Origin of the sequence: Ectorhizobium quercum (assembly GCF_026552795.1) — a bacterium.
GTDB classification, from domain to species: domain Bacteria; phylum Pseudomonadota; class Alphaproteobacteria; order Rhizobiales; family Rhizobiaceae; genus Ectorhizobium; species Ectorhizobium quercum.
The window spans coordinates 614,152-626,203 of sequence record NZ_JANFPI010000001.1 but is presented as its reverse complement, the minus strand read 5'-3'; the positions used below and the strand labels follow the sequence as shown (position 1 = coordinate 626,203).

The window sequence follows — 12,052 nt, the reverse complement described above, 5'->3', positions numbered from 1 at the left end:
ATCAACCCTCCGCCCAGCCGGATGTAACGCCGAACCCCTCGCCTTCGAGGATGCGCAGGGTCTCGTAAAGCGGCAGGCCGACGACGCCGGTATAGGAGCCGGAAAGCTTCTGGACGAAGGTTCCGGCGATGCCCTGAATGGCGTAGGCGCCGGCCTTGCCGCGCCATTCGCCCGAATCGAGATAGGCGTCAACCTCGCGGTCGGAGAGCCGCTTGAAGCGCACCTTGGTTTCGACCACGGTCTGGCGAAGCAGGCCGGAGGGCGCAATCACGGCGACGCCGGTGAAGACCCAATGGCTTCGGCCGGACAGCAGCGCCAGCGCGGCGTTCGCCTCTTCCAGATATTCGGCCTTGGGCAGGATGCGGCGCCCGACGGCCACCACGGTATCCGCCGAAAGGATGAACGAACCGGACCAGGCCGGGTCGTCCGCGACGGCCTTCTGGGCGGCCTCAGCCTTTTCGGACGACAGCCGGCGGGCGAGCGAGCGGGGATGCTCCGCCTTCTTCGGCGTCTCGTCGATGTCCATAGGCATCAGGCGGTCAGGCCGGATCCGCGCCTGTGCAAGCAGGTCGAGCCGGCGCGGCGATCCCGAGGCCAATATCAGCTTGCGGACGGGCGCCATGCTACCTCCGGCGTGCGGCATTTCGCTGTCGCCTACTTGAAGCGATAGGTGATACGGCCCTTGGTCAGGTCGTAGGGCGTCATCTCGACCAGAACCTTGTCGCCGGCGAGAACGCGGATACGGTTCTTGCGCATGCGGCCGGCGGTGTGGGCGATGATTTCATGTTCGTTTTCCAGCTTCACGCGGAAGGTCGCGTTCGGCAGGAGTTCGGTGACGACACCGGGAAATTCGAGGACTTCTTCCTTGGCCATATAAGACAGATCTTTCTCACGAGTTGGGGCCGGGCATAAGATACCCCGGCAAATTTGGGCGGAAACTACACAATCGCTGCGCTTTTGTGAACCACGCAGATCGCGTATATTTCGCAGGGCCGTTCAGGGCCTGCCGCGCTGCGCCAGACGGCTGGCGATCAGCCCGGAGAGATAGTCGCGCACCTCCCGGTACGCATCGAGAATCTGGTCCCGCGTTCCGGTCGTCGCCGTCGGATCGGGCGTCGGCCAGTAGATGACATCGACCGCGCTCGAGCGCGTCAGTTCCAGCGCCCGGTGATGGGCCTCGGGCGTCAGCGTAACGATGAGGTCGAAGAAATCGTCCTCAAGCTCCTCCAGCGTCTGCGGCAGGCGCTTGGGCGACGTCAGGCCGACCTCCGACAGCACCGCCTCGACGAAAGGGTCCTGCTCGCCCTTGCGGACACCGGCGGAGGCGATGTAGATGCCCTTCGGCAGCATGGAGCGCGCAAGCGCCTCGGCCATCGGCGAGCGTATGGCATTCATGCCGCACATGAACAGGATCGCGCCCGGCACCCGTTCCATCGCTTCGGAGGCCGGACCGTCCATGCCGCCTAGCCTTTCCAATACAGCACGCAGACCAGGGTGAACAGGCGCCGGGCCGTGTCGAAATCGAATTCGATCTTTCCCTTCAGCCGGTCCTTGAGCGTCTGCGATCCCTCGTTGTGGATACCGCGGCGGCCCATGTCGATGGCCTCGATATGCGACGGCGTAGAGGAGCGGATCGCCTCGTAATAGCTTTCGCAGATCATGAAGTAGTCCTTGATGATCCGCCGGAAAGGCGTCAGCGACAGGATGTGGGTGGCCACGTCGTCGCCCTGCTCGGTGGCGATCACGAAGACGAGCCTGGAATCGACCAGTGAAATGTTCAGCCGGTAGGGCCCGCCCGCGTGGCCGACGGGATGAAAGGTGTTTTCCTCGATCAGATCGAAGATCGCGACGGCGCGCTCGTGCTCGACGTCCGGCGTCGAGCGACCGATGGACTCGTCCAGAACGACGTCGCAGAGCCGGAAATCGCCGTCGGCCATCGTTCACCCCTCGAGATTCAGGCGGATCGCGACCGACCGGCCATGCGCATCCAGCCCTTCGGACCGGGCAAGCGCGATGGCGGCCGGAGCGAGCGCCTTCAACTGCTCGGGACCGAGCCGCAGAATGGACGTCCTCTTCACGTAATCCAGCACGGAAAGCCCCGAGGAGAAGCGGGCGGAACGGGCCGTCGGCAGCACATGGTTCGAGCCGCCGACATAATCGCCGATGACTTCGGGCGTATGGCGGCCGACGAAGATCGCCCCCGCATTGCGGATATCCTTCATCAGTGCGTCCGGGTCGTCCACGGCAAGCTCCAGATGCTCGGCAGCGATACGGTTGGCCAGCGGGATCGCATCGGCGAGATCCGGCACCAGAATGATGGCGCCGAAATCCCGCCAGCTCGCGCTGGCGGTTTCCGCGCGCGACAGGCTGCGAAGCTGGCGTTCGACGGCTTCCTCCACCGCCTTGCCGAAGGCAGCGTCGTCGGTCATCAGGATGGACTGTGCACCCATGTCGTGCTCGGCCTGCGCCAGAAGGTCGGCGGCGATCCAGTCGGGATCGTTGTTCGCGTCGGCGATGACGAGCACTTCGGAAGGGCCGGCGATCATGTCGATGCCGACCGTGCCGAAAACCTGCCGCTTGGCGGCGGCGACATAGGCATTGCCGGGGCCGACGATCTTCGCCACCGGCGCGATGGTTTCGGTACCGTAGGCGAGCGCGGCAACGGCCTGCGCGCCGCCGATGCGGTAGATTTCCTTCACGCCGGCGATGCGTGCAGCAGCCAGCACGGTCGGGTTCAGGTGCCCCGCCTGCGCCGGCACGACCATGACGATGCGCTCCACGCCGGCAACGCGGGCCGGCAGGGCATTCATCAGCACGGAACTCGGATAGCTGGCGGTGCCGCCCGGGACGTAGAGGCCGACCGCCTCGATGGCCGTCCAGCGCGAGCCGAGGCCGACGCCGAGCGCATCCTCGTAGAGGTCGTCCTTCGGCATCTGGCGGGCATGATGCTTTTCGATGCGTTCGGCGGCAAGGTTCAGGGCGTCGAGCACCACCGGATCGACTTCGGCGATGGCCGCGTCGATCTCCGCCTCACCGACCTTCATCGGCAGGGTCGCGAAATCCACACCGTCGAACCGGCGCGAGTAATCGGCCAGCGCGGCATCCCCGCGAGCGCGCACATCCGCGATGATATCGCGCACGACCGCATTCACGTCTTCCGAGACCTCGCGCTTGGTCGTCAGAAAGGCGGCGAACCGCGCCTCGAACCCTGCGTCCGACCGATCGAGCCAGATAGCCACTTGCCTGCTCCCCTCTTTCCGCCCGGCGACGCCCGCCCGGCAGTCATTACTGCGAAACCGAATGGTCCGGCTTGCGCTCCGTTTCCCACGCCCCGCCGATATCGGCGAACTGAAGCTCGATGCATTCCACATCGAGCGCGACAGCCCGACCGCCGGCCAGCGTCAATTCCACCGTGCCGTCCGGCCCCTCGCCATTGGGCGCGAAGCGGATGGCCAGAAGGGACAGAACATCCTCCGCCCTGCGCCGGTCGACACCGGACAGGCGCACCGCGTTGACACGCTTGAAAACCAGCGCGGCGCGGCAGCGTTCGAAGGACTTCGCCCCCCGCTTCGCTTCTTCCCAAACGAAGCGGTTCACCGCAAGGGAAAACTGGCCGCCGCCCGGCTTGTAGGACATATCTTTCGTCTTGAACACGCTGTCCTGGACATGGGCGGAGACGATCGAAAGATCCTCCGCATCCAGCGCCAGCAGCTTGAGATCGGTCATCGCTTGTTCCTCGGCCGCTCTTGTGGGGCGCCCGCCGTTCCGGTGCCGGGCTATGCCGCCGCCGGAATGGTTTCTGCCACCTGCCATCACACAACCGTGAGATAGGAGCGGGCGAGGGATTGTGCAACGCCGGACGACGATCCGGCCCGGCAAAATCCGCTCAGTCGCGGATACGCTCGACGATCGCACCGCAGCGCGTCAGCTTTTCTTCCAGCCGCTCGAAGCCGCGATCGAGGTGATAGACGCGGCTGACCATCGTCTCGCCCTCGGCGGCGAGGCCGGCGATCACCAGCGACACGGAAGCCCGCAGGTCCGTCGCCATGACCGGGGCGCCGCGAAGCTGCTCGACCCCCTCGATCCGGGCCGTCTGGCCGGAGAGCGAAATCTTCGCGCCGAGGCGGGCGAGTTCCTGCACGTGCATGAAGCGGTTCTCGAAAATCGTCTCGGTGACGTGCGAAACGCCCTCAGCCCTCGTCATCAGCCCCATGAACTGCGCCTGGAGGTCGGTCGGGAAGCCGGGATAGGGTTCGGTCACGACATCCACCGGCTTGATGCCGTTGCCATTGCGGGCGACGCGAAAGCCGCGCTCGACCGGCTCGATCGTCGCACCGGCCCGGCGCAGCGCCTCGACGGCGTTGTCGAGCAGGTGAATGTCGGTGTCCTCGAGGATCACGTCGCCGCCGGTCATCGCCACCGCCATCGCGTAGGTTCCGGTTTCGATGCGGTCCGGCAGGACCCGATGGCGCGCGCCCGACAGCGAGGAGACCCCCTCGATGGTGATCGTGGACGTGCCGGCGCCGGTGATGCGGGCGCCCATGCTGTTGAGGCAGGTGGCGAGGTCGACCACTTCCGGCTCGCGGGCGGCATTGCCGATGACCGTCGTGCCGCGCGCCAGCGTCGCGGCCATCATCAGCACATGGGTCGCGCCGACGGACACTTTCGGGAACGTATAGGAGGCGCCGACAAGGCCGCCCTTCGGGGCCGTGGCATTGATGTAGCCGCCGTCGATTTCCATATCCGCGCCGAGCGCCTGAAGGCTTTCGATGAAGAGATCGACCGGACGCGTGCCGATGGCGCAGCCGCCCGGCAGCGAGACGCGGGCCTTGCCCTCGCGGGCGAGCAGCGGGCCGATCACCCAGAAGCTGGCGCGCATCTTCGACACCAGATCGTAGGGCGCCGTCGTATCGACGATGGTGCGGCAGGTGAAATGAATGGTGCGGGAATAGACCTCGCTCTGGCGCTCGCGGCGGCCGTTCACGGAGATGTCGACACCGTGGTTGCCGAGGATGCGCATGAGCTGCTCGACATCCGCGAGATGCGGCACGTTTTCGAGCGTCAGCGTATCGCTGGTCAGCAGCGAGGCGATCATCAGCGGCAGGGCTGCATTCTTCGCGCCCGAAATCGGGATGGTGCCGTTCAAGCGGTTGCCGCCGACGATTCTGATACGATCCATATTCTCCTACGGGCAGAGCCCGCCTTTCCTGTTTCGCAAGGCCGGCCTGTTTCGCAAAGCCGGCGGCCGGGCGCGACACGCGCCTGCGCCGGTACGAAGCCTCATGGCCTTGTCGGGAGTTCGCGGCTCTTTAGACGAAAACGGCCGCCGCTTCAATCGATACGCAGGCGCTTAGTGGTTCAGGACGATTCGTCCTTTTTTGCGGCAGGCAGTCCCACCGTCTCGTCGGCCTCGCCGGCGCGGCGCGCGCGCGCCTGCTGCTTGCGGCGCTGAAGATTTTCGCGCAGCTTGGCCGCCGCCCGTTCTCGGTGCAATTCGGCATTGCTGCGGCCCGCCCCGGAGGCCTTGTTCTTCCCGGACATGTCGTTCTTCTCGGTCATGGCTTTTCCATAGCGCAAAGCGCCTCCGCAAAAAACCCGTCCCGCCTTTTTGGGGGGCGAATGAAATAAGTTCCGATTGCGGCTTGCGCTCCACAAAAAGCTGTGGCAGAAGCCCCCTCGCCTGAAGGCAACGCGATTTCGCACCCGCTCTTCATGCTGCCGTAGCTCAGGGGTAGAGCACTCCCTTGGTAAGGGAGAGGTCGGAGGTTCAAATCCTCTCGGCAGCACCATTCTTCACTCATGGATTGGTCCGGAACAGTTCAACGGAAGCTGTTCCCTTCTTGAGCACCTTGCTTTATAAGGGGCTGCCCGGTCCGCGTCGACGACGGTCCGGCTTGTTGCGAAACCGGCATCGATCGCGGTTTCGGGGTTTGAGGAGAGAGCACGGCGGCGGGGGTCGTTGTGCCTGCTGATGGTGTCGCTGCCCATGACGTATCCAGCCGGAAAACATTCAACGCCAGCGAAGGCAGGCCCGGCGCGATGAGGATGTTTTCGATGAAATCCGCGCGGTGCCGGATGGCGGCGCTGCTCATCGCGCTCACCGCGGGCGCCTATCCGGCGACGCTTGCCGAAGCTGCGGGCGAAACGCGCACCCTCAAGCTCTATTTCATCCATACCGGCGAGAAGGCCACCATCACCTTCAAGCGTAACGGCAAGTACGACGCCAAGGGCTTGCAGGAGATGAACCGGTTCCTTCGCGACTGGCGGCGCAACGAGCCGACCCGCATGGACCCGCGCCTGTTCGACCTCCTGTGGGAAGTCTATAACAAGGTCGGCGCGAAGGATTATGTCCACGTCGTATCCGCCTACCGGGCGCCGGCCACCAATGCGATGCTGCGTTCCCGCACCAAGGGCGTGGCGGAAACCAGCCAGCACATGCGCGGCAAGGCGATGGACTTCTACATTCCCGGCGTTTCCCTGAAGCTGCTGCGCGAAACCGCCGTCAGGTATCAGCAGGGCGGCGTCGGCTTCTATCCGTCGTCCAAGTCGCCCTTCGTGCATCTCGACGTTGCCGGTGTGCGCGCATGGCCGCGCATGCCCCGCGAGGATCTGGTGCGCCTGTTCCCGAACGGCAAAACCCTGCATATTCCCGCCGACGGCAAGCCCCTGCCGGGCTATCAGCAGGCTCTTGCCGAATACAAGACCCGCGCCGAAACGCCGATCGAGATCGCCGAAAGCAGCAGCAGCACACAGCCGAAACGCCGCAATCTGCTGGCCTTCCTGTTCGGTGGCGGCGACGAGGACGAGGATGCCGATGCCATCGCCGCACCGGCAGCGCCCGCCGTGCCCGCTTCTGAACCCGCACCCGCCGCAAAACCCGTCCTGACCGCCGATGCACAGACGCAGCAGCCGGCGCTCGCGGCGCTGAATGCGCCGGTGCCGGTCAACCGCCCGGCGCTTGCGCCGCCGCAGGCTCAGGCATCTTCGGGCACGCTGATGTCGGCGCTCACGCCGCCGCCCGGCGCAAATCCGGCGCTCCAGGCGATCCAGCAGGATGCGCCGCAGCAGCCCGCCCATGCCGATCTCGGCAGTTACCAGATCCCGGTGCCGTCGCTGCTCGCACGCGAACCGGCGCAGGAAACGCCCGCATCCGAACTTGCCTTCGTTCCGCTGCCGCTGCGCCGTCCGGCATCGGCGGCCCAGCCGGAGGCGTCCGCGCCCGACGGCGAACGCGCCGAGACGCCCGCTCCCACCGTGCCGGCCCTGCGCCCATCGCCGGACTCCATGTCCGCCGCGCTTGCATCCGCACCGCAGGTCGCCACCGCCACACAGCCTTCGATGTCCGTCGCCTTCCGTCCGTCCACCTCCATTCTCACGAGGGAGGCTGAAGCGCCACGGGTTTCGGCCCCGGTTCGCCCTGTTCGTCCCGAAGCACCGCCGCGCCCTGCCGCTCCGCTGACGGCCGCAGCGCAGCCTTCGGCTCCCGCCCGCCCCGTCTCGGTGGCGCAGGCGAGTCAAGCACCGGCCAAGCCGGGCAAGGCCGCACGCGTCGCTCCGCCTGCCGCCTCGTCCGCAGCGGAACCACGGACCGTTCCGGTCCAGGGTTTCGATCCCAACCGGTTCTGATCTATCGCCCGACGCGATGCAGCGCCTGCGCAAGCGCGGCAAGCGTTGCCCGCACGATGGCCGGATCGGCCCGGCGGCCCGTGTGGTTGATGCGCACCAGCCGTTCCGCGCCGGGGCCGACGCCGGCGGTCAGTTCCGCCTTCACGGCAATGTCCAGCGCCGTTAAACGGCCTAGATCGACCGCATCCGGCAGCGCAACGGCCGTGACGAGGTTGGAGGCGCGTTCGCCGGTTTCGAACGGTTCGAGGCCGAGCGCCGCCAGCCCGGCACGCGCTTCGGCAGCGGCCGCCGCATGGCGGTGGAGCACATTCTCCAGCCCTTCCTGTTCTATCCGGGCCAGCGCCGCATCCAGCGCATGGAATTCCAGCGCCGGCGGCGTGCCCGGCAGAGCGCCACGCCCCGTATCCAGCCAGCCGCGCTTCTGGTCGAGAAGGGACAGAACCGAATCGACCGGCGCGCCGGGACGGTCGATCAGCGCCCAGGCTTTGGCGCTGACGGAAACGGCGGAAACGCCCGCCGGCCCGGCCAGCGCCTTTTGCGGGCCGATCACGGCAATGTCGATCCCCAGCGCATCGACGTCGAGCGGATGACCACCCACCGAAGCGACCGCATCGACGACCAGAAGGCTGCCCCGCGCCTTTGCAAGCGCCGCGATCCCTTCCAGCGGGTTCAAAATGCCGCTTGCCGATTCGGCATGGACGAGCGCGATCGCGTCCACCCTGCCCCCCGCATCGAGCGCCGCCTTCACCGCCTCGACCGTAACCGGGCGCGCGGGCTCCGCCACAAGATCCGTCACCTGCGCACCGCCCCGGCGAAGCCAGCCGCCGAACAGCCCGCCATAGGGGCTCGTGACGATATTGAGCACTTTCAGCGAGGGCGCCGCCAGGCTCGAAGCGACGGCCTCTAGCGCCACGACGGCTTCGGCCTGCACGAAGATCACGTCGCCCCGGGTTCCGAGCAGGCGGCCGATCCGGTCCGCAAGGCCGGCATAGCCCGCGGCCGGCCAAGCCGGCGGATCGAGAAGCAGACTGGCGTCGAACATGGTCATGGCCCTTCCCTGACAAGACGCGGCACCGCCGCAACGAGATCCTTCGCGGCCTGCGATTGCGGGTTCCGCACGACGGTTTCCGCCGGACCGGTCTCGACGATTTCCCCCGCTTCCATGACGGCGATGCGGTGCGACACGGCTTTGACGGCAGCGAGATCGTGCGACACGAAGATATAGGCCAGCCCGCGCTCGCGCTGTAGATCGACCAGAAGATCGAGAATCATGCTCCGAACGGCCACGTCGAGCGCCGACACCGCCTCGTCCAGCACGACCAGCGACGGTTCGCAGGCCAGCGCCCGGGCGATGGCGACGCGCTGCCGCTGGCCGCCGGAGAGATTGAGGATCGAGCGGGCGGCATAGCCGGCGGGCAGGCCGACGCGCTCCAGCAGTTCGCCGATGCGGGCGGCGCGGCGCTCCCTCGGCACGAGCCGGTGAAGTCGCAGGGGATCGGCCAGCGCGCCGGCAACCGTGCTGCGCGGATTGAACGCCGCCAGCGGGTCCTGAAACACCATCTGCATGTGGCGGCGTTCGGCCCGCAGCCCGGCCCCGGCCAGCGACAGCCAGTCCTTTCCGCGAAAGCGGATGGAGCCGGCTTGCGGCGGCGTGAGCCGCGTCAGCACCCGTGCAAGCGTCGATTTGCCGCAACCGGAACGGCCGACCAGTCCCAGCGTCTCGCCCGGCGCCACCGCGAGGCTCACGTCCTTCAGAGCCGCGACCTGACGGCCCCGCGCCTGCCATGTCTTGACCAGTCCCCCGGCCTCCAGAAGAACGCCGCTCATGCGCCGCCTCCCGTCACCAGCGACGGCGTACCGAGATCGATGTGAGCCGCAAGGAGCAGGCGGGCCGCAGCGCTTTCGGGCGCGGTCACGATCCGCCGGGCCGGTCCCAGTTCCACGAGTTCGCCCCGGTCGAATACCGCAATCCGGTCGGCCAGACCGGAGGCGAGCGCCATGTCGTGGGTGATGAAGATGAGCGTCATCGCCTCCTCGCGCACCAGTTCGTCGAGCAGCGCGACGATTTCGGCCTGCACGGCCTGATCGAGCGCGCTGGTCACTTCGTCGGCGATGAGAACGGACGGCTTCGCCGCGATTGCCGCCGCAATCGCCACGCGCTGGCGCTGGCCACCCGAAAGCTGGTGGGGAAAGGCCCTGAGAAGGCGCGCAGGTTCCGGCAGGCGCACGCGCGCCAGAAGGGATTCAGCCCGTTCGAAAGCCCTCTTCCAGTCGAGGCCAAGATGGCGTTGCGCGCCCTCCGCCACCTGTTCGCCGACCGTCAGCACCGGGTTCAGGCTCGCCCCCGGGTCCTGAAACACGAAGCCGAGATCGCGCCCCGGCCGGGGCGGATGCCCCAGGGCTGGCCACGCCACGGTGCCGTCCACCGCCGCGCCGGCCGGCAACAGCCCCGCCAGCGCCCGGGCGAAGGTGGACTTGCCCGAGCCGCTTCCGCCGATGATCGCCAGACGTTCGCCCGCGTCGATGGCAAGGCAGACGCCGGACAGCGCCGCAGCGCCGGCATGACGGTAGCGGACGCCGAGGCCGGTTGTCGTGCAGAGGGTCGTCATCGTCCGCCTCCGTCGCGCGGGCGAAGCGCGTCGTTGATCCCCTCGCTCGCCAGATAGACGCCAAGGACGGCGATCATCAGCGCCAGCCCGGGAAAGACTGACAGGAAGGGTGCGGCGCGCAGCACATTGCGCCCTTCGGCGATCATCGTGCCCCAGGTCACGATGTTGGGATCGCTCAGGCCCAGGAAGGAGAGCGCCGCTTCCGTCAGGATCGCCCCGGCGACGATGATCGCGGCAAACGCCATGACCGGCGGCAGGGCATTGGGCAGGATTTCCCTGAAGGCGATTTCCAGCGGGTGCATGCCGAGAACGCGGGCAGAAGCGACATAATCGGATTCGCGAATCCGCAACACCTCGGCGCGGACGAGCCGGGCCGGCTCCGCCCAGGCGGCCAGCGCGATCGCCAGCACGACGGTCGGCATGGATGCGCCGAGCGTCGAGACGAAGGCCAGCGCCAGCAGGAAGCCGGGCACGATCTGGAACGCGTCGGCCACCCGCATCAGCGCCTCGTCGACGACGCCGCCGGCAAAGCCCGCCAGCGTGCCGACGGTGAGACCGATGGCGAGCGCCGCAAGGGCCGCCGCCAGACCGACGGCAAGCGAGGCGCGCGCGCCGTGAAAGAGCCCGGCCAGCACGTCCCTGCCGAGACGGTCCGTGCCGAAGGGAAAAGCCGGATCGGCAAAGGGGGCGCTCATTGCAGGCCCCGCGATCCGCAGTGGATCGCCCGGAAAGAGCAGCGGGGCCATGAGTGCAGACAGCGCCAACACCGCGAGGAGGGCGGCCCCGGCCAGTCCCGGCCCGGACCGGGCGTAGCGGGCGAGAAAGCTCATGCGCCCTCCTCGCCCGAACCGATGCGCGGATCGAGAACGGCGTAGACGATGTCGACGGCCAGATTGACGCAGACGACCAGCACGGCACTCGTCAGAATGATGCCGACGAGCAGCGGCGCGTCGCGGCCGCTCACCGCCTCCTGCGCCAGCCTGCCGAATCCCGGGATGGCGAACACGCTTTCGATGACGACGCTTCCGCCCAGCATGGCGGCGGATTGCAGCCCGAGCACGGTCACGAGCGGCAGGAGCGCATTGCGCACCACATGCCGCCAGACGATGCGGCTGCGGCTCAGCCCCTTCGAGCGAGCGAACAGCACGAAATCGAGCGGCCAGACCTCCGCCATCGCCGTGCGCATCACCCTCAGGAACAGCGCCAGATAGATGAGGCCGAGTGCGGCGACCGGCAGGACCAGGTGCCGGGCGATGTCCGCGGCCCGGTCGAGCCCCTGCTTGCCGGAGGCGATGGTTTCAATGCCGGCAAGCGGCAGCCAGCGCAACTGCACGGAAAAGACGATGACCAGCACCAGGCCGAGCCAGAAGCCCGGCACGGCGTAGAGCGCCAGCGCCCCGACCGACAGCGCCCGGTCGCGGACGCCGCCCGGCTTCGCGCCGGCCGCCACGCCGAGAAGGGAGCCGAGGCCGAAGGACAATGCCGTGGCGCTGCCCATCAGGACCAGCGTGTTCGGCAGCCGTTCGCCGATGAGATCGAGAACCGGCCTGTCGAACGCGACGGACCAGCCGAGATCGAAACGGGCGAGCGCTGACAGATAGAGCCAGAAGCGGGAAAGGCCGGACTGGTCGAGCCCGTAGCGGGCCCGCAGGGACGCGGCCAGTGCCGCATCGCCGCCGCCCAGCGAGATGAGATAGGCATCCACGGCATCGCCCGGAGCGTGTTCCAGCAGGAGGAAGGTCGCGGCGACGACGATCAGCAGGACGGGCACGGCGCCGACCGCCCGCCGCCTCAGCAATGCCGCAACCCGCTTCACG

At 67.5% G+C, this 12,052-nt stretch carries 14 protein-coding genes and 1 tRNA gene; 2 read left to right on the top strand and 13 right to left on the bottom strand.

Features of this window, described 5'->3' with window-relative positions:
- Position 1: 1 nt before the first annotated feature.
- The 8 genes from NOF55_RS02815 to NOF55_RS02780 all read right to left on the bottom strand — a co-directional run bounded on the left by NOF55_RS02815 (position 2) and on the right by NOF55_RS02780 (position 5,559).
- Positions 2-622, bottom strand: a complete 621-nt coding sequence (locus NOF55_RS02815) for a Maf-like protein (RefSeq protein WP_306409787.1) — start codon at positions 620-622, stop codon at positions 2-4.
- 32 nt (positions 623-654) lie between these two features.
- Complete coding sequence (gene infA, locus NOF55_RS02810) at positions 655-873, bottom strand: translation initiation factor IF-1 (protein ID WP_004435948.1); 219 nt, start codon at positions 871-873, stop codon at positions 655-657.
- A gap of 123 nt (positions 874-996) precedes the next feature.
- Positions 997-1,458, bottom strand: coding sequence for an arsenate-mycothiol transferase ArsC (locus NOF55_RS02805; RefSeq protein WP_306409786.1), 462 nt, complete (start codon positions 1,456-1,458; stop codon positions 997-999).
- Between the two features lie 5 nt (positions 1,459-1,463).
- Positions 1,464-1,937, bottom strand: coding sequence for a UPF0262 family protein (locus NOF55_RS02800; protein WP_306409785.1), 474 nt, complete (start codon positions 1,935-1,937; stop codon positions 1,464-1,466).
- Positions 1,938-1,940: 3 nt separating this feature from the next.
- On the bottom strand, positions 1,941-3,239 hold the full coding sequence (gene hisD / locus NOF55_RS02795) for a histidinol dehydrogenase (protein ID WP_306409784.1): 1,299 nt from the start codon (positions 3,237-3,239) through the stop codon (positions 1,941-1,943).
- 46 nt (positions 3,240-3,285) lie between these two features.
- Entirely contained in the window at positions 3,286-3,726 is a 441-nt protein-coding gene (locus NOF55_RS02790; protein WP_306409783.1) for a DUF2948 family protein, read from the bottom strand.
- A gap of 160 nt (positions 3,727-3,886) precedes the next feature.
- Positions 3,887-5,179: a UDP-N-acetylglucosamine 1-carboxyvinyltransferase gene (gene murA / locus NOF55_RS02785; RefSeq protein WP_306409782.1), complete on the bottom strand. Its 1,293-nt coding sequence runs from the start codon at positions 5,177-5,179 to the stop codon at positions 3,887-3,889.
- A gap of 179 nt (positions 5,180-5,358) precedes the next feature.
- The gene (locus tag NOF55_RS02780; protein WP_306409781.1) at positions 5,359-5,559 is read right to left on the bottom strand and encodes a hypothetical protein; all 201 of its coding nucleotides are present in this window, start codon (positions 5,557-5,559) and stop codon (positions 5,359-5,361) included.
- Positions 5,560-5,714: 155 nt separating this feature from the next.
- Here NOF55_RS02780 and NOF55_RS02775 point away from each other — a divergent pair.
- A tRNA-Thr gene (locus tag NOF55_RS02775) sits at positions 5,715-5,789 on the top strand.
- 265 nt (positions 5,790-6,054) lie between these two features.
- Entirely contained in the window at positions 6,055-7,626 is a 1,572-nt protein-coding gene (locus NOF55_RS02770) for a peptidoglycan L,D-endopeptidase MepK (protein WP_306409780.1), read from the top strand.
- 1 nt (position 7,627) lies between these two features.
- Here NOF55_RS02770 and NOF55_RS02765 read toward each other — a convergent pair whose 3' ends face one another.
- The 5 genes from NOF55_RS02765 to NOF55_RS02745 are packed head-to-tail and all read right to left on the bottom strand — an operon-like array spanning position 7,628 to position 12,051.
- On the bottom strand, positions 7,628-8,674 hold the full coding sequence (locus NOF55_RS02765) for a pyridoxal-phosphate-dependent aminotransferase family protein (protein ID WP_306409779.1): 1,047 nt from the start codon (positions 8,672-8,674) through the stop codon (positions 7,628-7,630).
- On the bottom strand, positions 8,671-9,453 hold the full coding sequence (locus NOF55_RS02760) for an ABC transporter ATP-binding protein (RefSeq protein ID WP_306409778.1): 783 nt from the start codon (positions 9,451-9,453) through the stop codon (positions 8,671-8,673). Before NOF55_RS02760 ends, NOF55_RS02765 begins: the two co-directional genes overlap by 4 nt.
- Entirely contained in the window at positions 9,450-10,235 is a 786-nt protein-coding gene (locus NOF55_RS02755) for an ATP-binding cassette domain-containing protein (protein WP_306409777.1), read from the bottom strand. Before NOF55_RS02755 ends, NOF55_RS02760 begins: the two co-directional genes overlap by 4 nt.
- On the bottom strand, positions 10,232-11,065 hold the full coding sequence (locus NOF55_RS02750) for an ABC transporter permease (protein WP_306409776.1): 834 nt from the start codon (positions 11,063-11,065) through the stop codon (positions 10,232-10,234). Before NOF55_RS02750 ends, NOF55_RS02755 begins: the two co-directional genes overlap by 4 nt.
- The gene (locus NOF55_RS02745; RefSeq protein WP_306409775.1) at positions 11,062-12,051 is read right to left on the bottom strand and encodes an ABC transporter permease; all 990 of its coding nucleotides are present in this window, start codon (positions 12,049-12,051) and stop codon (positions 11,062-11,064) included. Before NOF55_RS02745 ends, NOF55_RS02750 begins: the two co-directional genes overlap by 4 nt.
- Position 12,052 lies beyond the last annotated feature (1 nt).